The following is a 22,435-nucleotide window of genomic DNA, read 5'->3' on the forward strand; positions in this document are numbered from 1 at the left end:
ATTTCACTCATTAGGCAATAATGCGAACCTTCATATTAACTCGTTTTATATTAAATTAGCTCATGGGTTAATTCACGAATTTGCTTTTTTAACCATGCTGCATCTTCATTGTCAACACTAGGATGAGTGACTAAAACCAATTTTAATGGCTCTACAACCTCAAATAGACGATTGCATTCGTACTCAGATAACTGGCAAGCATGTAAACCAGAGTCATCATCTAACATGTCATACACTGCTTTGTAGGGCGTTATTGCCAATGACTGACAGTCTGAGAGGTAATCAAATAAAGAAGACACGCTGGTAATGGTCATTTCGGTATTCAGAGATAAATCCTTAGCCTGACAATACTCCTGGAATGGGTTGAGTATGGGGGCCTGGATACCAATAAGCGTATTGATATATGGGTATTTAGCAATGGTTTCTAGAGAGATGTCTTGCTTTAATATCGGGTGCTTTCTGCAGCTGAGTAAGTATTGTCGGTTCATTGTCGCAAGCACTTCAACCTGTAATTTTTGGTCAAAACAGAGGATCTCTTCAGGGCCTTTGCAGCAACACATCACAATACTGTGTGGATCGCTAATCACGCTTTCCAGAGAATGACTATTCCAGCTACTCACATTAATATGGATATTTTTATTATGTTCTTTAATGGATTTCATCAATGCTCGCGGATAGGCATAAGCAATCATTCCAGGAATGACTAATTCAAAGTATCGATTATGCGATTGTTCAGCACTATTAACTCGATTGAAATTTTTAGCACAGTCCACTATTTCTTTAGCAATGGGATAAATTTTTCCCGCATAATCATTTGGGACTAATCCGTATTTCCGTCTAATAAACAGCTCATCACCAAATATTAGTCTTGCTGTGTGTAAACAACGACTTATCTTCGAAGCTGGCACATCTAATATTCTAGAAACATGCGTCGCTGATTTATTTTCATAAAGACTCACTAATATAGATAGTGTTAATAAATCTAATTTATCTAAGTCAATTGGCTTCATCTTAGATACTCCATTTTAGGTATATAACCTAGCATTCTAACGCTTTTCAAAAGAGTTCATAATGTTATTTTAAGTATTCAATGATTACTTATTCCAGATCATAAAAATGATTTTCTAACACTACATATTTCACATAGAATGCTTCCATCGATTGGAGCAATGTTTAGTAAAAGCTAATTTCATGTACTGTAATATCCAATTAAACAATTAGAATTTCGAGAAAACAGATATTCACATATTGATTTATTAAATTTCAACATATCAATATTTTAAAAATTCAAATTTAAACTTAATAACTTTCAAATCAACTTTGTTTATTTCAAATATATATCAGCTTAAAATGCAGAAAAAAACAATAAGACCTAAATCATAACTACGATCGAATAAATTAAAAGCACATCATTTAATTGATTACGATCAATTAAAAACCAAAATATAAGGATAATATTAATCGTACGTCAATGACGTATGTTTAATTCATAAAACAATAAATTAAAAACGATTTCTTGGAGGATAATATGATTACTTCAGTCTTTTTAAGTTATGCATTTGTGTACTCTGTGCTGTTTATTGTGGTTCCCTTTATATTAGTAATTTTCATTATGACTTGTATAAAGTTCTTCAAAACTGACACTGAAGAGCACTCAATTAAGTTCAAAAAAATGCTTTTTGATACTCAGAGCTTTAACTTTTTAAAATCACTAAAAACAATGGTGGGCGGAAAATATGATGTTTGTTGCAACGTTCCAATCGATACCGTGTTCGAAATGGATGCCCAAACCGCAGCCGAAAACCATACACGATTCGATTATGTCGTGATAGATCATGACTCGTCGGAAGTGAAATTGGTTATCTCTGATTTCAGTCAACAAGATGATGCTAACGCAAAAAGTTTGTTTGAAAAATTCAACGTTAAATTAGTTGAAATCGTTCGAGGCAAACCTTACGACATGCAAATGTTAAAGCTATCCCTACCGGTATGAAGACCCTGTCGGGTGAAGACAATCTGTTTTCACCCGATATTTTTTGATAACCCATGATTGTAGAGAGGACTGATTATGTCCCGGAATAACTGGCTACTGATGTTAAGTGTAGGCGTATTGTCGTTTGCCCTTATTAGTCAGGGAGCAAATAGCGCTAACTCTACTGAGAAAATTAACAATGACTCATGTATGAGATGCCATAAACGCAATGGTGCAATGCTAGGCCACCATGCCCAAGCACAGCTAAAAATGAGCTGTAGCTCATGCCATGGTGAGCAAGGAAATCACCCTAAAAAACCCAATGACCTGATGGTATTTTCGGCGGGAAACGACATTACAATAGACGCTAAAAATGACGTTTGTTTGAAATGCCATTCGCCTAAAAAGATATCCCAAGCAGAGTGGACTCACAACGTACATGCTCAAAAAGTGAGTTGTACATCTTGCCATAAACTGCATCCTGAATCTGACCCCATAATGGGCTTAGGATCAAAAGATCGCAGTAATGTGTGCCGAAATTGTCACACGGTGCAGAGGTAAGTAATCATGGAAAACTCAAGAAGGCATTTCCTTAAAAGCACCTGCGCATTGGTTGCAGGCGTGTCGGTATATCCACTCAGTGGTAATAATGCCAATGCCGAAATGGAACCCGCTATAAACAACATAAAGTACGCTTTGTTACATGATGAAACTAAATGCATTGGCTGTAATGCCTGTGTTGAAGCATGTCGAGAAGTGAATCATGTACCTGAAGGTGTCACACGACTAAGCATTGAAAGAACTGGGCCGTTTGGAGAATACCCTAATCAGTTTTATCATTTTTCTCGACATTCTTGTGAACATTGCGAGAACGCACCTTGCGTTTCTGTTTGTCCAACCGGGGCCGCCTTTATTAATAAAGAAACCGGTATTGTTGCAGTAAATGCAGATAAATGTGTCGGTTGCCAATACTGTATTGCGGCCTGCCCTTATGAAGTGCGTTTTATTAATCCTGTTACTAAAGCTGCCGACAAATGTGACTTCTGCCGTGAAACTAATCTCAAACAGGGTAAACAACCTGCCTGTGTAGAAATATGTCCGACAAAAGCATTAGTGTTTGGCAATCTTAAAGATCCCGAGTCTGAACTGGTTGCACTATTAAAGGCGAATCCGACTGAGCGCTTTAAGCAAGATTTAGGTACCCGACCTAAAATATTTCGTATCAAAGCGAAACAAGGGGAGATTATATTATGAGTGCTTTTCATTTTGATACATTGGTTTGGCACTGGCCCATTGCAATATACCTATTTTTAGCCGGGGCATCCGCAGGCGCCATGTTCTTCGCTGTTTTATTGAAACATTTTTGCTTAAAAGAGAAAGCATATCAGTCTGGATTTATTATAGCTGCTTGTATTATTGCGGCAATTTCCGTTTTAGCTGGCTTAGGAGTGTTGGTATTAGATTTAACAAAACCTTGGGACTTTTGGAAGATTCTAGTGTTTTACAATCCTACGTCGGTGATGTCGATGGGTGTGATTATCTTAATGCTATATCAAGTATTTATGTATGCTTGGATTGCAGTAGCATTCAGACAACCCATTGATAAATTTTGTGAAAAACATTTACCAATCGTCTGTACGTTAACCAGGCTGCTAGCGCGATATGAAGCAGGTATAACCGGTTTACTAGTGATTTTCTCAGTGTCGCTAGGTGCCTATACCGGATTTTTATTATCGGCTCAACCTCACTTCCCGATGTGGAATACCGGAGTATTACCCTTACTATTTTTAGCTTCTGGCTTGTCTTCAGGTGCCGCTGCATCACTATTAGGTGGTGTGTTACTCAAAGGCAATCCCAATGGTGCTGAAGTACGTTTTATTCATAAAATAGAGATCCCATTGATTTTAGGCGAGATACTCCTTATGTTCACCTTCTTCCTAGGATTGGTCTTCAGTGGTGGCCAAAGCAAGGTTGCGGCATTCAATGCTATCGGAGTAGGCTTTTGGGGATTTATATTCTGGTTCGGCATTATGGGACTAGGATTGTCGGCCCCATTAGCGATGAACTTATTTATGACCGCCACTTCAAAACGCAAGTTTTCCTATGTTGCCGGAACAGCATGTCTGAGTTTATTGGGCGTCATATTATTACGTAACTTTATACTTTATACCGGTCAAATGGTGGTAAGTTAATAAATTAACGGTGATAGCACGCGTTAGCAATCGTACTGTCACCGTCTATTCAACAGAAGATACCGCTGTTTGTAACCTCGTCCCTTTATTGAGTCTCATTTTTTTGAGTCACCATTTTTTGAGTCACCTTCGCTTAACTATTTTTACCAATTGATTTTAATTGGCATTAAGACAAGCTAACAATTCAAAACCAACCATTATTACCCCGTCATTCAAAGCCCACTAGAGCGATTACAGCTGGGTAAACTGCCTTATCAAATTGTGATACACATTATGCAGGTTATCTAACTCGGCGCGATCTGTGTTATTGGTTTTGATCAAGTTTTGAATGCTTTGATCGAGCTGATACAAGGTTTGGCGTAAAGTGACATCGGCCACCATACTTTGCATCCAGGTAATAGCTGCTACGCGTTGCCCTCGGGTTACCGCGGTCACTTTATGCAAACTACTCGACGGGTATACTACGGCGTATCCTGCAGGTAATTTAATTTGCTGCAGGCCAAATTCAGTGGCAATAACTAACTCACCACCGTCATACTCTTCGGGTTCACTCAAAAATACCGTCATGGATACATCACTGCGGATCACTTCAGAGGTATTGGGGATCCGCATGATGGCTGCATCGACATGGTAACCATACTCTTCAGTTTCGCTATAACGATTAAAGCACGGCGGAAATATCTTATGCGGTAACGCCGCTGATACAATTTTAGGCGTTTCGCCAATACGCGCCAGTAGTTGGTTAGCCAGTTGGCGCACATTAGCGTGTTGCGCATCTGCTTGATTGTTATTTTTAACCGACGCCGCCATTCCCATTGCGGTTGTGCGACCGTCGCCCCACGGACATTCAGCCAATTGCTGACGATAAGCGCTGACATCCTGTTTCGAGAGAATTTGTTCAATAACAATCATGCAAATACCTTTAATTAAAACTCATAGGTCATCGACAATTTAGCATTACGGGCATCACCTAAGTACATAAATGAGCCAGAACGATAAGCTGCAGTCCAATATTCTTCGTTCAATATGTTACCTACGTTTATGCGGAAAGTTAAATCCTCAGTAGCATTGTAACTGGCAAATAAATCAACTACTTGATAGTTAGGCACCACAATGCTGTAACGGCTATTGTCGCTATCATAACCTGCTGCAGTGTCTGGTTGTCCACCATACATTTCACTTTGATAAGTGTAACTACCACCAAATACAAATGACTCTGTTAGTTCATAACGCAGTTGCAAATAAGCGCTCTCGTCTGCAAAGTTACTCAGTACTAAACCAATGTTAGCTGGATTATAAGATTCTAAAATTTCTGAATCCATTTTGGCTGCCGAGAATTGTATGCTGAGTTTGTCAGTAATATTGCCGACCATACCAAACTCAATACCTTTAACGCGGTTTTTACCGGTATTAAGTGTCCCCAAAGTTGAGTAGCTGTCGCCAACACTTTCCATTACATCACTTTTAGTGATTTGGAAGATCGATGCTGAAAACATCATTTTGTCGTCAAACAACATCCACTTGGTGCCAAGCTCTAGGTTTTCAACGATTTCGGCATCGGCTTCAGCAGCTTGCTCTTGTGTACCACAAATACCACCGTAACCACAGTTAGCACCTAAGTCAGACTCACCGCCGTTGATGTTGGTTGCAGTACTGTAATTGGCGTAGATATTGGCATCTTCAGATAAGTCGTAAACTAAGCCAATATTGCCGTTATACATGGTATCGGAATAGGCATAATCCACTTCGCCATCACGACCTGTGGTGTTGTTACTGTAATCAAAGCTGTCTTGTCTAAAACCAAAAAATAATGCTAACTGATCGGTTAATTCTACCGTATCCATCATGTATGCCGACACGGTTTCGATGTCGTATATCGCATCTGATCCACCATCAACATAGCTGCGATTGATTAATTGGCCGATATTATCGACAGTATTGCCGTCACCATCAATAATACAATAAGACTCTGATACGCCACCGCGACCATTGGTCAAACAATTTCCATCATTGTTGTTGGTGATGCTATATACGCCGTTATCAACATTTTCATCTGTGTATTCAAGGCCAAATACTAACTTATGATTAAAACCAAGTGCTTGAGTGTTCCAAAATAAGTTGAATTGAGTGCTGACATAATCAACATCTTGGTTACCTTGGTGAGTACTAAGCGTTAAGGTGCTGGCACCAGGCGCTGTTGGGTCGGTATCTGCCCGCGTTGTGCCGCCCATACCGGTTGTAATATAGCCATTTTCGGTATGTCCAACGCGTGTGGCGTTGTACAACGTAATGCTGTCATTTAACTCATATTCGGTACGTAAGGTAAACGTGGTGACCTTAGAATTTAGAAAGTCACCATCTTGAGCATAAACAGGAATATCTTCTAGCGGCTTACGAGTATCTCGATCAAAATAACTGCCTAAATCTGGCACATCTTTCGCGTCTAGGTAGTAACCATCGGCGGTAAATGACAATGCATCGGTGGCTTCATACACACCCGATAACTGAACACCTTGGCGTTCACTCGTAATGCCTTCGCGGCCCGGCTTGTCTTCTTCAGCCGCTAAGCCATTAAGGCGTACTGCCACTTTGTCTGATATCGGTAAGTTATAGTCCACCGTTAGACGAGTGTGATCGTCAGTACCAATACCCAAATCGACGCGACCAAAATCGTAAGCTACTGAGGATTTTTTAGTCACACTGTTAATGGCACCGCCTGATGAACCACGGCCAGCAAATGTTGAACTTGGACCTTTGGTAATTTCAACTCGCTCGGTGGCAAAACTTTCACGAGTGGTCATGCCAGGGTCGCGAAGTCCATCTACAAACACGTCGCTACGTGCTTCGTGACCACGGATAATATAACGATCACCGAATGCATTACCGTTTTCACCCGTACCAAGGGTGACACCCGCTTGAGCTGACAAAATGTCTTTTAAGTCGGTATTTCCTGACTCTTGAATTTGGTCTTGAGTTAACACGGTAATCACTTGAGGCGTATCGACAAGTGCAGCCATTCGGCGTTTGTCGGCTGAGTTATTAAACATGTAAACCGAGTTTTGCACACCATGAACACGAATTCGCTCTATTGATTCGTCCGTTTGCGCGGGTTTACATTTCGCCAATATATCCTTATCACAAGTTTCATTTTTAGTGTCTGCAGCATATAGCGCTGGGCTACTGAAGACTAATGCGGCTGCAACGGCTTGAGCGCCTAACGATAACTTACTGTAATTACTCGACTTCATGCTTAACATCATCCTGTTATTAATAAGCGTTAACTAAATTTCATTTATGTGATGCACTTTACATAAATGAAACAAAGATCGCAAATGCAAATCATTATCATTTGTGTAAAGATTTATTAAATATGAAATTAAACTAACAAAAGGACAAAATAAGCAGGTAGGTAGCCGTTATTGATAACCGCGCTTATTGATAAAAAGCTTCATTAATAACAGCTTGAATACCACTCAGAAACAGCGGCCTGGTTGACATAGATTAACTGACTTGATAAAGCTCTAACGGTAAACCGTCTGGATCGCTAAAAAAGGTATATTGTTTACCGGTATATTCGTCAATACGAATGGGTTCGACTGATATTTGGTTTTGCTGCAAATGAGCCACGACAGCATCGAGATCATCAACTTTAAACGCTAAATGACGTAAGCCCTGGGCTTCAGGATAACTGGGTCTTGGCGGCGCACCATTAAATGAAAATAGTTCAATTTGGCTGCCATCGGGCAAAGCTAAATCGAGCTTGTAAGAATCCCGTGCTTGACGGTAATGCTCAGCAATAACTTTTAACCCTAAAACTTGCGTATAAAATGCTTTTGAACGTGGGTAATCGGCACAGATAATCGCGACGTGATGAATTCCATTTAGCATGGCTGTCCTTGTAAATAGACTATTAATAATTAAAGCTGGTAATTAGAACTGATCATTAGATTTTGTACACAGAAAAAAGTAAAACCCTGATAGAACAAGTCTATCAGGGTTGATATACGCTTTTAAAGTCATAAACAAAACTAAAGCAAGGTTAATGACTTCCAGAGAAAGTGGTTTACATTAAACGCCGATTTCACCGCCGTCATCTTTAATAAACATCACTGTGGCCGCACGTGGACGAACCGTTGTGCCTGCAGGCGTTTCTTCATCTGCTCTATCAGAGTATGGCCAGTTGTCAGGATGCTGAATATTGGCAAACATTGCGGTGTAATCTGGCGACATGGCAAAACCAGTCACTTCACAGCCGTTAGGGCCAACAAAGAAACGCTTAAGCTGAGTTTGGTTTTCAGCCGTTACCACTTGTTGATTACCGTCTGCATCTACCATCGTTGATGGCACAATCGCTAACATTTGATCGTTGGTTTCTTCGGTAACTTCAGAGGCACCGTTATCGGTTTGCACCCACAAAATACCACGTTGATCGAACGCCAAGCCGTCTGGACTAGCAAACTGGTTTAAGTCAGTTAAGCCAGATAAGTTTGTTTCAGCATCACCATCTGCAGGTGAACCAAATATAAAGATATCCCAACTAAATTCAGTTGCTGCATCACCTTCATCCCAACGGATAATATGACCAAAGTTGTTATTTAAACGTGGGTTAGCAGGGTTGGTGCTGTCGGTACGTTTACTGTTGTTGGTTAACGTTAGGTATACCGTACCTGTAAATGGATCGACAGTTGTCCATTCTGGGCGATCCATTGGTGTAGCACCAACTAAGTCAGCAGCGCCAGCAGTATTTAATATAATCGCGGCTTGTGAGTCAAAGCTGCTCGCAAGCGTGCTTCCGTCGGCAGTCACCCCATCTAACGTCAGCGGTAACCATTCACCCACACCGTCTTCGGTAAACTTAGCTGCATATAAGGTTCCGGCATTCATGTACTTATCGCCTACTGTTAAGCGGTTAGTACTGTTAGCATCTGCTGGATCCCATGCTGCGTCAGAAACAAACTTATACAGATATTCAAAACGTGAATCGTGGCCTGAATAAAATGTGATTGGTTTGCCTTCTTCAAGTTTACCAAAGGCACAACCCTCGTGGCGGAAGCGACCTAATGCAGTACGCTTAATGGCGCGCGAGTTGGGATTGTATGGATCAATTTCAACAATATAACCATGGCCATTGGCTTCGTTACGGTAATCGTTAGTCGCACTTGAGCCCGTTGGCGTCACATCAAAACGAGCAAATTCGTCTAAACGCTCATCGTCATCACCGGCTAAATGGCTCCAGCCATAACGAGTGTCAGAAGTCGAAATACCAATGCGGGTTTGCTCTTGCGTTAAGGTGCCTTTATTAACAAAGTAACCAGGCCAGTTTTCTTCACATGTTAAATATGTGCCCCAAGGCGTATAACCATTACCACAGTTATTCAAGGTACCGCGCGCTTGGCTGCCATCGGGCGAATAACGCGTTTCAAGGTATGAGCTGTACGCTAGTGGGCCAGCAATATCCATCACGGTTGCACCGGTAAAACGACGGTTATGGCTGTCGTTTTCGACCACTTGCCATCGTCCAGAAACTAATTTAATACGGACAACTGAAATACCATGGGCGTTGATTTCTTTGCGGATTTCATCAATTACAGTGCGCTTACCATCAGCATCAAACGTTGGACCTGTTGGATGTAAAGCATCCTGGTCAATGTATTCGTGGTTAATACAAAATAAACCGTCATCTGCCGAATCATTCAACGGGAAGAAATGCATACCATCATGATGCATACCGACTGAGTTTTCCTGATCGATAGCAGTATTACTGCCATCGGCTTTCCACGCTGCAGCTTTCGAATTTAAGGGTGTTCCCCAAGGTGCTAACACATAAGCTGAATAACCAGCAGCTACCGCAACTGCATCGGTTTTAGAACCGGCAATAGACTCAAAACCTAATACGGCAGAACTTTTTGTTGGTGCTGTTGGCGTGGTCGGCGTTGTTGGCGTTTCTGCAACAGTGTCATTGTCAGAGCCACAAGCACTTAATCCGAAGCCACCAAACGCCGTCATAGCACTAAGGCCTAAACCACGCTTAACAAAATTACGACGTGATAGATGATTATCCATCACTTCATTGAAGGGGGTATTTTTACTGTTGTTAAAACGAGTTGGATCAAATGTCGCCTTGCTCATAAATTGTCCTTAGATATGCTCTGAAAATAACGGATCAAATATAGGTATAATTATTTGTCAGTTAAGATAAGCGTCTAATGTGACAACTCGGTTCAAACTAGATGACATTAATGTGGCAGTAAAAAGCCACTCACCACACTGTCATGTGTGATGGAATCAATATAAAACTCATGTTAGCGTTTTTTACCGCGTGAAGATGCCGCTAATGCCTTTTTACGTGCTTGTTGTTTTAATGCAGATTTGGTTGTTTTACGGGTAACTGGAGCAATTAAATCAAGGTCTGGCTCAAAACCTGCCAGCCATTGCTGTGGTAAACGTCGGTCTAAAAAGGCTTCTAGTTTAGTTAATAATGGCTCGTCATCGATGCTTAATAATGTAATAGCTTGCCCTGCTTTACCTGCTCTGCCTGTGCGGCCTATTCGGTGGACGTAGTCTTCAACTTGAAACGGTAACTCCATATTAACGACATAATTCAACTCGTTAATATCTAACCCTCTAGCAGCCACATCGGTGGCGACTAACGCGGCCACATCACCGGCTTTAAATGCTGCTAATACTTGTTCACGTGCTGCTTGAGTTAGGTCAGCATGAAATGCTTCAGCCGCTACACCAGCTTGATTCATTTGCTTTACCAGTGCATCAGCACCTTGTTTGGTGCGGCTAAATATTAAGCTTTGCTGCCAACCTTCTTGGCTGATTAAATGACACAGCATGGCGCATTTTCGGTTAGCGTCGACATTAAACACTCGCTCAACAATACTGCTGGCGGTGGTATTTCGCTGAGCCACTTCAATCACTTGTGGTGAGCGTAATAAGCGTCGGCTAAAACTGAGCATACGGTCATCTAAGGTGGCTGAAAATAGTAATGTTTGTCGTGTACTTGGTAAACGCTTAAGCACCTCGACAATTTCATCTTTAAAGCCCATGTCCAGCATGCGATCGGCTTCATCAAATACCAAATGAGTTAATTGCGACAATGACAACGCACGCTTACGTAACAAGTCTAATAAACGTCCGGGGGTCGCTACCAAAATATTAGTGCCATTGGCTAACAGGCGGATTTGTTCACCAATGCTAACCCCGCCATAAACCATCACGCTAGTGACTGAACTGCCATAAGCATATTGCTCAATACTACTGTGCACTTGCTGGGCTAACTCTCGAGTTGGGACCAATACAAGCGCGGTAATAGGGGTTAAATGAATATATTGAGTATCTGGCTGAGCGACTAGAGCATCTTTATGTGTCAATAGTTGATGCAGTAACGGTAATGCAAATGCAGCCGTTTTCCCGGTGCCCGTTTGCGCCCCCGCCATCACGTCTTTACCGCTTAAAATAACCGGAATAGCCTGTAATTGGATTGGCGTAGGTTGCTGATATTTTAATTCAGCTAGACGGTTAATCAATATGGGATGTAACGATAAATCTGCAAAAGACATAAAAACTCCAAACATGTGGATGCGCAGTTTATCACGCTCATTCAGATTAAAACAAAGGCTCTAGGCAGTGCTTGCTTGGATTATCGTTAATTAACACGGCTGGTAAATGTGATGCTCAACACATCTTAAGCAGGTCGAGCTTTTTGCGGCAGATATCACTTGACTAAAAAAGTAAGCCTTATACAATTTATACATGCAAATAAAAAACATGTTTAAATTTAGCCACTAGATTTCATCACAACATTACACAATCAGCTCCCATAACGAGGTATCACCATGAGTTTTTCAATTAGCGGTATTTTCAAGCCAGCCAAGCAAGCTGAACCAGTTAGCAATGTGGCGCCTACAGCCCAGGACACTGCTGCAACAGACTCGAACTCTGCAACAGAAAAAGTATCTCAGGCTGAAAATACTACCAAAAAAACAAGCTAATGGTGGCAGTTGTTGCGGTGGATGTGGCGGCGGCAATCATTAATCCACGAGAATATTAAACGTTACCACGTCTGAATAAACGTAAATTGTCTTTACTGATTAATTGCGGATACTGCGCTGTAACGTCGAAAAAGCCATTGGCATACGCCACTGCCACTGAGCCTTGATTCTGTTTCTCGATATAAGCAAAAACTGGGCTCGAAATAAATTGCTTTAAAAACATTTCCACTGCTTTGGTGGCAATGCCCTTGCCCCAATGTTCACGTCCAATCCAATAGCCAACTAAACGCATTTGCGGATCTGACTTTGCGGCTGCGTCGGTATTAATCCACGATAATACATTACCCACTAAAACATCATCTATCCAAATCCCTTGTGCTATCGCCTTTTCATTAGCCAATACTTTTTGCTGCCAATGCAGGTTAAAAGCCTTACGTTTACGCGGCACAAAATCTGCCATTTTATTAGCAATAGGGTCGTTTTCAAATTCAAACAATATATCTAAATCTGCTTCAGTAATGGGATGAAGAGAAATATTCATTTCGGGTTCGCCTTTTCTATGTTGTGTCACCAAGATCATTTATATTATAGATAACCTCAGCTCTAAAAAGAGATGGGATAAATCGTTAAAAACGGGTTTAATTCAAGTCTGCAATATCAAACTTGCCATGTGTTTTGCTAACAAGGCATATTGGACGTATCAATAGCTCGCCTATTGTAAGTCGATTCAACACTGATAGCGGAAATGCCTGTTTGATGACCGTTTATTATCCATAATTGAGGTTATATATTCTCATTCATCGACACGCTTGACGATGAGTAACCGTATCAACATGCATTAAAGGACTACAGGATGAAAAGCATTAAAACATGGCAATGGTTGGGCTTTGCTGGCCTTTTACCTTTTATTATTCTCAGTGTATTAGCCTTCAATCATAGCCTATTAGCACCCGAACATACTATGCTAGGGTTTGTTAGCTATAGCGCAGTGATTTTAAGTTTTGTTGCCGGTACTCTGTGGGGCAAAGCGGTTATATTAACCTTAGATGACAACATCGCTAAGTTACTTATCATTAGTAATATCATCGCTCTCGCTTGTTGGATTGCACTGTTAACACCATTTGCATTATCCGCGCTTATCCTACTCGCCAGTGGTTATCTGTATTTATTGTATATTGAATTTAAAGCCAAACAATTATCAACCACCACCAGCTACCTCACATTACGCACAATATTAACCAGTGCTGCTGTAGTATGCCACATTATTGTTATGCTCAGTCTTTTTAGCGTTTAACAACATGTTAATTCGAACAAAAAGCCCATACTTTACAGCATGGGCTTTTTTGTTGATCGCAGCAAGCTGGATTCATCATTTATAAACCAGTTTGACACTGTTCTTGCTGGTTTATCATCGGTGATAAAATCGGCATCATGCCTTTAAGTACTTGTAATGGCAGTGCTGAAGTAAAGCTAAAGTCGTCAGCCTTCTCCCCTGGCACAAACGCCGTTAAGGTTCCAAAGTGACGATCGCCTAAATAGAACACAAACGTTGCGGTACGGTTTATAGCGGTTGAAGACACTTTACGGCCATTACGAATTTCAGTCGCAATACGATTATCACCAGTACCCGTTTTACCACCCATAACAACAGCCTGGCCATTGCTATCCACCAAGCTGCCTTTGAGTCTTCTCGCAGTGCCATTTTCGACCACATTTGCCAGTGCTTTTTTCAACGCTCGCGCAACTTCTTGATGCATCACCCGCGTTACTGTTTGCTTATTATTAGCCAATGTCACCTCATATGGTGTGTCCTTGGCAAACTGCAGCTCATCAATTCTCACTGTAGGGTAACGATAGCCATCATTTTGAATAATACCCATTAACTCAGCCAATGCTGCAGGTCTGTCGCCCGAGCTGCCTAAAGCTGAGCCTAATGAAGGCACCATGTATTCAAACGGATAACCCATTCTCACCCATCGCTGATGAATACTTAAAAAAGCTTCAACTTCTAACATCACTTGAATACGCACATCACGTGCATTTTGATGACGCGTTCTAAACAGCCAGCGATATACTTCTTGTAGCTGCGGTTGTGCGTCTTCTAATACTTGAGTAAGACCCGTTTCTGGATAGTCATTTAAATAACGTAATACCCACAGCTCCAACGGGTGCACCCGCGCAATATAGCCTTGATCAGCCAAATTGAACTTTTCTTCGCCATACTTGTTGTACAGCACATTAATTTGTTTATCAGTAAAGGTTTTTGCTGGTAAACGCTGTGCAAGAAAAGCCTTTAACTCACGGGCACCATCGTAAGGTTTTAAATAACGGTAAACCGCCGTTAACTTGTGCTCTTGTTGTTGAATACCATCAAATAACACCTCAAGACGTTGCTCTGGTGCAAGCTGACGATACTTGCGATAAAAACGTTTTACAAACGAACTGCCCTCACGCTTAGCAAATGCTTTTAGGTATTCTTCACGGCGCGGATCTTTGTCGTTACGCAATAGCTGCGACACACTGCCTTCACTGTTATAACTACTACTGTAATTAACAATGTCTTGCATTAAGCGCACAAAAGGCAAGTTTATTGACTCTTGCAATGCTTGATATAATGTTGGTATGCGGCTGTTTTCTTTTTTATTAAAATTGTTAAATACATGCAAACCACCACCGGTGAAGAAACGTTCTTCTGGTGAAGCCGAATATTCGCGCTGCAGTGCTGCATCTAACATTCGGGTTAAATTACGGTCTCGGGTAGTAATTAAATAATCAACTACCCAGCGTGTAATATGGTCTTTACGTTCCACATCCACTTGGCGTAAATCAGCCACCGTCATTGCCGAAAAACGCTGTTGTAATTCGGCAATAATGTCTAAATATGTCGCTAATACACGTAACTTAGCCGTTGAACCAAGCTCCAACTTACTGCCTTCGTTAATATCAAACGGCTGATCAATACTGTCGGTTTGAATCCGTACCCGATTGGCGCTGTCGGTGCTTTCATATAAGGTAAAGCTGTACAACACTTTATCTAACTGCTGCACAGACAGTAAACGCTCACCCAGTAGTCCGATACGTTCAGCCGAACTGGGCTGAGCTAAACTACGTAAGTAATCACTAACTTGTTGTTGCAAGTCACCATGAAAGGTACTGTTAATCGATAAATCGTAGCGATCGAGATCAAATAAACTTAATCCCAACATACCCGCAGTACGAATACGTACCGCATTAACCCCTTTATTGTTAGCGAGGTTAGTCGTCGCTAACTTACTAGAATTAAATTGTAATGTTTGCTCAAGTGCCGACACCATCAATTGCGTTTCAATCAGACCATCACCGCCCAGTAAACGTAAATAGCTGTCTACTAACGATTCTAAATCCTCATGACCTTGGCGTAAGTAATACGAAGGCCGACGCTGAGCAATCATTAAGGCCACGATTTGACGAAACACCTTGCCACGCTCAGCAGCATTTTGCTGAGTATGACGGCTCAATAGTATTTGGTTAGCTTGATTAAAATCTGTTTTAAACCAGGCCCATAAGCCATCACCAATACCATGAACTTCACCAAAACCAGGCGCCGATGATAATGGCACTGTGTTGAGATAATCTTGTACGATACGTTGGCGAGCGCCAATGGTGCTTTCACCCTGCTGATACACTCGCACAATTGCCGAACCAATTTGTAATAATTTATCCTTAATACTCAAGGTTAAGCCGTGGTTAGAATGCCTAAATTTTTCAATTTGGGTGGCCAAGGTACTGCCACCTGCTTTAGACATATCAGCCCCAAAAATACCCGCTACCTGGCTGGCGGCAGCCAACACAAATCGAGGCCAGTCAACCACAGGATTGTATTTAGCTTCTGGACTCAACATTTCACGGTTTTCGATAAACAATAAGGTATTAATGATTTGGTCGGGGATTTTATCTTGGTCTTGATACACTCGTTTAGGATAGGAGAAATCGAATACCGTCATGTCACGGCAATCTTTTATCATTAAGCCTGATTGGGCTTTTTCATGATACGGCGGGAAAAAACCAATATTGGTATAATCCATCAACATTGGTGAAAATGCCACTTGCTGAGTGATTTGATAATTACGCTCAATTAAACGCGCTATTTTCTGCGGTAATTGGCTATAACCATGGCGATCATCAAAAGGACCATACTTAGGATAAATCACTGCATCGCTGCGATAATCACGTACTTTATAGGTTAATTTAGTCGCATATTGATGCAAAAAATAAGATTGATAATACGATGTCCGCACCTCAAACTCGATCAGATAGGCTGTTGCTAACAATAATACGATGAATAACCAACCCGCTTTACTGCGACGAACCGGAGCCGGTTTGGCGGAAGATGTATTAGGTCGATAATTATCAAACTGACTGTCTGTATGTGGACTAGACACAAACTCTCCATCTAACGCATAAAATCACAATAACGCACCATTTAACTTTTGGTTGAGATGTTCAATACATCGCGTAACTAATTGTGATAATTTTATCAGATGGGTAAAGCCATTAGATATAGACAAAAATAACTAAATGTTGTTTTTTAGCCCATTAAAGACCTTATTAGCACAATATCGATATTTTTATATAAAACACTTACCCAAGTCTAAGGATTGTTTTGGACAATTGCACTTCAACAGCGACCATTTATCCGCCATTAAGATTAGGTTTAGCCATGTGGTCACAAAACCAATGGCAACAAACCGTCTACGGCAATAGCCAAGCACATCGGCTCGCGCGCTATGCCGAAATATTTAATACCGTTGAAGGTAACACTACTTTCTATGCCACGCCGTCGTTACAGAATGTACAAAATTGGTACGCCGCAACCCATGACGATTTTAAATTTACCTTTAAACTGCCCAAGCACATCACTCATGAATTACAGCTACAACATGCAGGGCCGGCCCTACAACAATTCTTTAGCGTAATGGAACCGCTAATTAACCGAACCGGGGTGTGGAAAATTCAACTTCCGGCCAGTTTTGGGCCACAATCGTTGCCACAGTTAGCGCAATTTTTAACTCAAGTGCCACAAGGCCTAACCTATGGCGTCGAAGTACGTAATAGCGCCTTTTTTGCTAAAGGTGAAGCAGAGCAAGCATTAAACCGCTTACTCATCGACAATAACTGCAATCGTATCATTATGGATACGAGGCCTGTTTTTGCGGCCGCGCCAACCACAGCCGCAGTGATAGATGCCCACCAAAAAAAGCCTAAAGTGCCAGTACACGCCATTGCAACCGCAAACAATCCTGTGGTGCGCTTTATTGGTCATCCGCAAGCGGAAGCCAATATACATTTTTTCCAAAACTGGCTTAAACAGCTGCCTTTATGGATCGCGCAAAACAAACAACCCTATTTGTTTATCCACACCCCAGACAATCACAATGCACCGCAATTAGCGATCGATTTGTACCGTTTACTGCAACAACAGTTGGCACACAGTGCATCAGTATTAGCCGACATTAACCTATTACCTCAACAACAGCACACCACAACGCAACTGGGTTTTGATTTGTGATACTCACCTATATGACATAGGAAACCTCAACGACTGATAATAAACGTTTATCAAACAGCTCTTTGTCCGGTTATTTTATGATATTATCTGCGCCGATCCAGCCTGCCTTTGCAGTGCGTTTATGTTGATAAAGGAACCACCATGAGTGAATCTGCAACCCGTCTAAATAAGTACATTAGTGAGAGTGGTATTTGCTCACGCCGTGAAGCAGACCGCTACATTGAGCAAGGTAATGTTTTTATCAACGGTAAACGCGCCAAAATTGGTGACAGCGTCGAATTTGGCGATAAAGTCAAAGTGAATGGTCACGATATCGCCCCTCGAGACGAAGCCGATCTTGTTTTCATCGCCCTTAATAAACCAGTAGGTATTGTGAGTACCACTGAAAATACCGAACGCGATAATATTGTCGATTTTGTAAACCACAGCGAACGCGTATTTCCGATTGGTCGTTTAGACAAAGATTCACAAGGGTTAATATTTCTCACCAGCAATGGTGACTTAGTCAATAAAATTCTCCGCGCAGGCAACAATCACGACAAAGAATATGTGGTCACGGTTAATAAGCCGATCACCGAAGCATTTTTACAAGGTATGCGAGCAGGCGTGCCGATGTTAGGTGTCATCACTAAAAAATGTAAAGTTGAACAAGTTTCAACGTTCGTATTTAACATAATTCTAGTTCAAGGGCTTAATCGTCAAATTCGTCGAATGTGCGAACATTTCAACTTTGAAGTGACCAAGCTAGAACGTCAGTCAATTATGAATGTGTCGCTTAAAGGGCTGCCTGTAGGAGAATGGCGCGATTTGGATGAGCAAGAACTCAGCACGCTAATGAAGTTAATTGAACATTCATCTTCAGAAGTCAAAAACGCGCCCAAAAAAGCCAAGAAAAAGCCGACTCAAAGTTTACGAGATAAAATTGAAGGTCCAGAGCACTTTATACAAGGTCGAGGCGCGAAACCTAAAAAGCCGGCGGCGAATAAAGGTAAACCAAGTCATTCAAGAAAACCTAAACGTTGATCCAAAAAACAGCATAAGTGATACACCGCTTAGGATAAGCTTACGGGTTAAAAATAATCATTTTACCGTATGCAATAGTCTTTTTATGTTGTAGGATACTGCTCTGAGCATTATTTAAACAATCAATATTGCTCAAATGTAAATAAAACATCGGTTTACAGTAAACATTGTATAATCACTCATGCTAATAGATTACACAAAATGCATTTTTTATTGATTTGATACATGCTAGTGTTGCTGCAAGTTTTCAATAAATAGCACAAACAAACATCGAAAAAGTATAAAACAACAGCAAACGGACGCTGGTTTTTTAAACAAGGAATGTGACATGTTCAGCAATAACCTTATAATCGTAGATTTCCCTGTCCACCTTCATGGACAATTTCAAAATCTCGCTAGTTTGATTGAATTTAACTTAATTCCAACCAATGCGAACTGCGCGTTATCAGAATTGTCTGCTGCATCAAATGCCGAAAATGGCAGCGCCATTATGGTTCATTATCTTGATAATCCATTACAAGAAATTGGTTACTTATCTGCTGAATTATTTAAAAGCGACCTGCACATTGCATTTTGTCCTGCTTTGAATGTAGAACTAGAAGTTATCCTTATTTCATCTGGATTTCATGGCGCCATTAGTGTCTCTGACTCTATCGCTCATCAAATACAAAGCATTAAACAAGTGCAAGATGGCGACATTAGCTTTAACCCTAAAGCCGTTTCTAAATACATCCTCCAAAGAAAGCGTATTCCATCATCAGGTAATCGCGCCAAAATACTTGCCGTCACCACAAAAAAAGAACAACAAGTCTTATCACTTATACTGCATGGATTAACCAACGAAGAAATGGCCAAAGAGCTCAACATCTCTGTTAATACCGTCAAAATGCACGTACAGAATATTTATAAAAAAACCAAGATTAAAAACCGTGGCCAATTATTTGCTTTCGCTGCCGGTTAATCCTCTATCAAATACTCCAGTTAGCACTTAAAAAGTGAGCCTAACAATGTATCCAGTAAACGATACATTATTAGGCTCGCTTAATATTTCACACTCGATATTTTCATTGTTTAAAAACACTTCACCCCATAATGTAAGGACACATTAATGCACCATAAAAGCATATTAGCCATATTAATCTCTGGCACACTCTTAGTCGGTTGCGGTTCATCTGACGACGACTCTAATACCGAAATCACGCAACCAGATTCAGGTACACCTCCCCCGATTACTACGCCGCCAGTAGCATCAGAATACACTCACCAGGTAAACGGCCTTGCGGTCTACCAAGGGGCATTATCTGGCGCAACCGTGTGTGCTGATTTAAATAAAAACTTAGTTTGTGATAGCGATGAACCTTTTACTATTACAGATGTTGACGGTAACTATCAAATAGACTGGAAAAGTGAAGTCGAAACACCAGATTATTATTTAGTAGCTAATTGGGAAGCGGCTAAGGCAACCCAAGCAATTCAAGCACGTTCTTTGGCGCTTAACGTTAAAAACCCGACCACCCGATCTGCGCCAAAAGCTATCGTTAATGAGGCTGGGCAGGGTACATTAATCGCGAGCCCACAATATAATGGCGCGATTAACAACCTGACTCATATCAAGCAGTCTCGGGTGATGGAAATGATGAATCAAAACCTGTCTGACAGTGACATTAGTCAACTATCAACCGAGTTAGACACGCTATTAGCTATTTTGTATCAATTAGATGCAAATACCCTGTACTCAGTTTCTGCTGAAATGTCAGCCACCGCGAGTTTTACCCGCATAGAATATGTCATTGCCTATTTACAACAAGTCATCGCGACTCAAATTCCAAACATAATCGCAGCAGAAAAAATACTTGCTGCGACTTATGCAGAGCTTTGGCAAATATTAAGTGATAGCGGCCTTTCTATCGAAGAGTTCTTCTCAGATGACGCCTTTACCTTAGCCATTAATATACTCTTTAGCGACTCAGCCATCGCATTAGGATTTACAGAATTACCTATCGATTCTCGTATTTTGTCACAAAATGATTGGGATGTTGTGCTAGGTAATATCATTAATGAAAGCGGTTTTGCTAACACCTTATCACTTACTTTATCTTCTGATCTAAGTGGGTTTTCTATGCAAAATGCCGACAACACAAAAGTGTTGGTCTGGGTCTCCGCTCTAACCGGCCAAGGCCTAGCATTTGAAGCACCATTAGATGAAGACGATGACGAGCTTACAGAATGTTGGCACACAACAGACAAGCGCTGGTATACAGAAGACAATGGCCCAGTGACTGAACCTAGCATTACAGGAAATACCTACAATACGGTTTATACAGGCACGAATGTTCCTATTACTATCGATATCAATAAGATCACTAACGCCAACACCAGCGACTTTTGGCAATCAGTGTTAAATACATCTCCAGAAATGTTAAAATTAGACGCATTAACCTGGCCAGATACGCTGTATAGTTTAACGGTCACTCAAGCCGATGATGTGATGTGCCGTGTAGTTGAAGATTATGAAACATATGCGCTATCAAGCTTTGTCACTGAAGAAACACTTTCTACAACAATGGTAGCCGAAGTCTTATTTGATTTTTATTTCCCGCTCGACATCATTATCGATGAAGAAAACCAAACCATTGCCTTGCTTGATAGCGATGGCAATATTGAACAACGTTATCAAATGACTAAAAGCAATAGTCCAAGTGATCAGTTATTAATTAAAGTGGCTGAAATCGTCGAAGGCACCGCACAGGAATATGTGTATCCAGACTACTTCTTATTTGATGAGCAGCGGTTGATCAGAGTTGAACTCAATGAAAAAATGCAAACGTCTGCTTCTAACAATGTGTCAGTCACCTTTGATAACAACACAGGGTTTACTCAAACGTTATACCAACACTTATATGATCAGGTAAATCCACTGGTATTTTAACCCTAGTCATATAGTAATTTGTGTCGCTTAATTTAAGGCGTTTTCACATATAAAAATAAACCCCATGAGCAAAAGCGAATGGGGTTTATTTTTGATACAACATTAATATTTTGCTCGCTTTTGTAAACTTTACTGATCTTCTTCCGCTTCCATACGCTCAACATCTTGCTTGGTGTAACCCATGGCTTCGGTTATATAACACATCTTCACCAGCTGAAACATTTGCACAAAAGAGCTAACCCGTCCTGCATGCATTTGTACATTTAATAATGCCATGGTGGCACCTGTATCATCGCCGGGTGATACTGTAGCGCTCAATTCAGATAACGACTGGTTATTAGCAGAGACCTCATCAATCAAGCTGTTATATTCTGTGACGTTTTCTGGCGTATAACAGGTAGATGTTTCAGGTAATTGCGATAAAAACTGCTGATACTCTTTTACAAACAACCTAGCTTGCACCAACGTCTGCTCACCGAGTGCTTGTAATTCTTGCACCTTGCCACTTTGGAATACAGCCGACGCATTGCCAGAATCCATGAGCTGATTAAACTCTTGCATCAAGACTAGCTGCTTATCGGATAGCACTTTTGCATCTTGTGCTATGGGTTTGGTTTTAGCTTCAAATGCATCAATAGCAGCTTGGTTACTCGCCAATGCAGCAAAACTCATTGTGGTAATGGCAGTGGTAATGGCCACCAGTAAGCTGGCTTTTTTCATCATGTTCATCGATAACATCCTGTTAGTTGAATACTTGAAAACAATCAAGCC

Annotated in this window: 19 protein-coding genes; 10 read left to right on the plus strand and 9 right to left on the minus strand. The window is 41.1% G+C overall.

The window, feature by feature from the left end:
* Positions 1–50 precede the first annotated feature (50 nt).
* Positions 51–1,010, minus strand: a complete 960-nt coding sequence (locus CXF88_RS06705) for a LysR family transcriptional regulator (protein WP_101086124.1) — start codon at positions 1,008–1,010, stop codon at positions 51–53.
* Between the two features lie 518 nt (positions 1,011–1,528).
* Here CXF88_RS06705 and CXF88_RS06710 point away from each other — a divergent pair.
* The 4 genes from CXF88_RS06710 (at position 1,529) to nrfD (ending at position 4,164) form a co-directional block, all read left to right on the plus strand.
* The gene (locus CXF88_RS06710) at positions 1,529–1,993 is read left to right on the plus strand and encodes a hypothetical protein (protein ID WP_101086125.1); all 465 of its coding nucleotides are present in this window, start codon (positions 1,529–1,531) and stop codon (positions 1,991–1,993) included.
* 75 nt (positions 1,994–2,068) lie between these two features.
* Positions 2,069–2,533, plus strand: coding sequence for a cytochrome c3 family protein (locus CXF88_RS06715; RefSeq protein WP_101086126.1), 465 nt, complete (start codon positions 2,069–2,071; stop codon positions 2,531–2,533).
* A gap of 6 nt (positions 2,534–2,539) precedes the next feature.
* On the plus strand, positions 2,540–3,226 hold the full coding sequence (locus tag CXF88_RS06720) for a 4Fe-4S dicluster domain-containing protein (protein WP_101086127.1): 687 nt from the start codon (positions 2,540–2,542) through the stop codon (positions 3,224–3,226).
* Positions 3,223–4,164: an NrfD/PsrC family molybdoenzyme membrane anchor subunit gene (nrfD, locus tag CXF88_RS06725; protein WP_101086128.1), complete on the plus strand. Its 942-nt coding sequence runs from the start codon at positions 3,223–3,225 to the stop codon at positions 4,162–4,164. Before CXF88_RS06720 ends, nrfD begins: the two co-directional genes overlap by 4 nt.
* Positions 4,165–4,395: 231 nt before the next feature.
* Here the strand turns inward: nrfD and CXF88_RS06730 are convergent, their stop codons facing one another.
* From CXF88_RS06730 to CXF88_RS06750, 5 genes are all read right to left on the minus strand, one after another.
* Positions 4,396–5,076 carry a Fe2+-dependent dioxygenase gene (locus CXF88_RS06730; protein ID WP_101086129.1) on the minus strand — a complete coding sequence of 227 codons (681 nt, stop codon included), beginning with the start codon at positions 5,074–5,076 and terminating at the stop codon, positions 4,396–4,398.
* Between the two features lie 14 nt (positions 5,077–5,090).
* On the minus strand, positions 5,091–7,412 hold the full coding sequence (locus tag CXF88_RS06735) for a TonB-dependent receptor (protein WP_101086130.1): 2,322 nt from the start codon (positions 7,410–7,412) through the stop codon (positions 5,091–5,093).
* A gap of 253 nt (positions 7,413–7,665) precedes the next feature.
* Positions 7,666–8,052, minus strand: coding sequence for a VOC family protein (locus CXF88_RS06740; protein ID WP_101086131.1), 387 nt, complete (start codon positions 8,050–8,052; stop codon positions 7,666–7,668).
* 180 nt (positions 8,053–8,232) lie between these two features.
* On the minus strand, positions 8,233–10,293 hold the full coding sequence (locus tag CXF88_RS06745; protein ID WP_101086132.1) for a PhoX family phosphatase: 2,061 nt from the start codon (positions 10,291–10,293) through the stop codon (positions 8,233–8,235).
* A 173-nt stretch (positions 10,294–10,466) separates the two neighbouring features.
* A complete protein-coding gene (locus CXF88_RS06750; protein WP_101086133.1) occupies positions 10,467–11,732 on the minus strand; it encodes a DEAD/DEAH box helicase in 1,266 nt (421 codons plus the stop codon).
* Positions 11,733–12,008: 276 nt separating this feature from the next.
* Between CXF88_RS06750 and CXF88_RS21910 the strand changes: the two genes are divergently transcribed.
* Complete coding sequence (locus CXF88_RS21910; RefSeq protein ID WP_157822780.1) at positions 12,009–12,164, plus strand: hypothetical protein; 156 nt, start codon at positions 12,009–12,011, stop codon at positions 12,162–12,164.
* Positions 12,165–12,219: 55 nt separating this feature from the next.
* Here CXF88_RS21910 and CXF88_RS06755 read toward each other — a convergent pair whose 3' ends face one another.
* Positions 12,220–12,705 (minus strand): GNAT family N-acetyltransferase, encoded by a 486-nt coding sequence (locus tag CXF88_RS06755; protein ID WP_157822781.1) that lies wholly within the window; start codon positions 12,703–12,705, stop codon positions 12,220–12,222.
* Between the two features lie 312 nt (positions 12,706–13,017).
* Between CXF88_RS06755 and CXF88_RS06760 the strand changes: the two genes are divergently transcribed.
* Positions 13,018–13,458, plus strand: a complete 441-nt coding sequence (locus tag CXF88_RS06760) for a DUF3429 domain-containing protein (protein WP_101086135.1) — start codon at positions 13,018–13,020, stop codon at positions 13,456–13,458.
* Positions 13,459–13,537: 79 nt separating this feature from the next.
* Here the strand turns inward: CXF88_RS06760 and CXF88_RS06765 are convergent, their stop codons facing one another.
* On the minus strand, positions 13,538–16,585 hold the full coding sequence (locus CXF88_RS06765; protein ID WP_101086136.1) for a transglycosylase domain-containing protein: 3,048 nt from the start codon (positions 16,583–16,585) through the stop codon (positions 13,538–13,540).
* Between the two features lie 278 nt (positions 16,586–16,863).
* On the opposite strand from CXF88_RS06765, the gene CXF88_RS06770 reads away from it, so the two are divergent.
* The 4 genes from CXF88_RS06770 to CXF88_RS06785 all read left to right on the plus strand — a co-directional run bounded on the left by CXF88_RS06770 (position 16,864) and on the right by CXF88_RS06785 (position 21,664).
* Entirely contained in the window at positions 16,864–17,712 is an 849-nt protein-coding gene (locus tag CXF88_RS06770; RefSeq protein ID WP_101086324.1) for a DUF72 domain-containing protein, read from the plus strand.
* 141 nt (positions 17,713–17,853) lie between these two features.
* Positions 17,854–18,735 (plus strand): 23S rRNA pseudouridine(2604) synthase RluF, encoded by an 882-nt coding sequence (gene rluF / locus CXF88_RS06775; protein ID WP_101086137.1) that lies wholly within the window; start codon positions 17,854–17,856, stop codon positions 18,733–18,735.
* A gap of 328 nt (positions 18,736–19,063) precedes the next feature.
* Positions 19,064–19,696, plus strand: coding sequence for a response regulator transcription factor (locus CXF88_RS06780; protein WP_101086138.1), 633 nt, complete (start codon positions 19,064–19,066; stop codon positions 19,694–19,696).
* 147 nt (positions 19,697–19,843) lie between these two features.
* Complete coding sequence (locus CXF88_RS06785; protein WP_101086139.1) at positions 19,844–21,664, plus strand: hypothetical protein; 1,821 nt, start codon at positions 19,844–19,846, stop codon at positions 21,662–21,664.
* Positions 21,665–21,793: 129 nt separating this feature from the next.
* Here the strand turns inward: CXF88_RS06785 and CXF88_RS06790 are convergent, their stop codons facing one another.
* Positions 21,794–22,393, minus strand: a complete 600-nt coding sequence (locus tag CXF88_RS06790; protein ID WP_101086140.1) for a hypothetical protein — start codon at positions 22,391–22,393, stop codon at positions 21,794–21,796.
* Positions 22,394–22,435 lie beyond the last annotated feature (42 nt).

It is taken from the genome of Shewanella sp. ALD9, assembly GCF_002836315.1.
Taxonomy (GTDB): domain Bacteria; phylum Pseudomonadota; class Gammaproteobacteria; order Enterobacterales; family Shewanellaceae; genus Shewanella.

Bases quoted from the DNA above. Each gene is read 5' to 3' on its own strand.
- CXF88_RS06705 (WP_101086124.1), bottom strand. From the start codon at position 1,010: ATGAAGCCAATTGACTTAGATAAATTAGATTTATTAACACTATCTATA.
- CXF88_RS06710 (WP_101086125.1), top strand. From the start codon at position 1,529: ATGATTACTTCAGTCTTTTTAAGTTATGCATTTGTGTACTCTGTGCTG.
- CXF88_RS06715 (WP_101086126.1), top strand. From the start codon at position 2,069: ATGTCCCGGAATAACTGGCTACTGATGTTAAGTGTAGGCGTATTGTCG.
- CXF88_RS06720 (WP_101086127.1), top strand. From the start codon at position 2,540: ATGGAAAACTCAAGAAGGCATTTCCTTAAAAGCACCTGCGCATTGGTT.
- nrfD (WP_101086128.1), top strand. From the start codon at position 3,223: ATGAGTGCTTTTCATTTTGATACATTGGTTTGGCACTGGCCCATTGCA.
- CXF88_RS06730 (WP_101086129.1), bottom strand. From the start codon at position 5,076: ATGATTGTTATTGAACAAATTCTCTCGAAACAGGATGTCAGCGCTTAT.
- CXF88_RS06735 (WP_101086130.1), bottom strand. From the start codon at position 7,412: ATGAAGTCGAGTAATTACAGTAAGTTATCGTTAGGCGCTCAAGCCGTT.
- CXF88_RS06740 (WP_101086131.1), bottom strand. From the start codon at position 8,052: ATGCTAAATGGAATTCATCACGTCGCGATTATCTGTGCCGATTACCCA.
- CXF88_RS06745 (WP_101086132.1), bottom strand. From the start codon at position 10,293: ATGAGCAAGGCGACATTTGATCCAACTCGTTTTAACAACAGTAAAAAT.
- CXF88_RS06750 (WP_101086133.1), bottom strand. From the start codon at position 11,732: ATGTCTTTTGCAGATTTATCGTTACATCCCATATTGATTAACCGTCTA.
- CXF88_RS21910 (WP_157822780.1), top strand. From the start codon at position 12,009: ATGAGTTTTTCAATTAGCGGTATTTTCAAGCCAGCCAAGCAAGCTGAA.
- CXF88_RS06755 (WP_157822781.1), bottom strand. From the start codon at position 12,705: ATGAATATTTCTCTTCATCCCATTACTGAAGCAGATTTAGATATATTG.
- CXF88_RS06760 (WP_101086135.1), top strand. From the start codon at position 13,018: ATGAAAAGCATTAAAACATGGCAATGGTTGGGCTTTGCTGGCCTTTTA.
- CXF88_RS06770 (WP_101086324.1), top strand. From the start codon at position 16,864: ATGTGGTCACAAAACCAATGGCAACAAACCGTCTACGGCAATAGCCAA.
- rluF (WP_101086137.1), top strand. From the start codon at position 17,854: ATGAGTGAATCTGCAACCCGTCTAAATAAGTACATTAGTGAGAGTGGT.
- CXF88_RS06780 (WP_101086138.1), top strand. From the start codon at position 19,064: ATGTTCAGCAATAACCTTATAATCGTAGATTTCCCTGTCCACCTTCAT.
- CXF88_RS06785 (WP_101086139.1), top strand. From the start codon at position 19,844: ATGCACCATAAAAGCATATTAGCCATATTAATCTCTGGCACACTCTTA.
- CXF88_RS06790 (WP_101086140.1), bottom strand. From the start codon at position 22,393: ATGAACATGATGAAAAAAGCCAGCTTACTGGTGGCCATTACCACTGCC.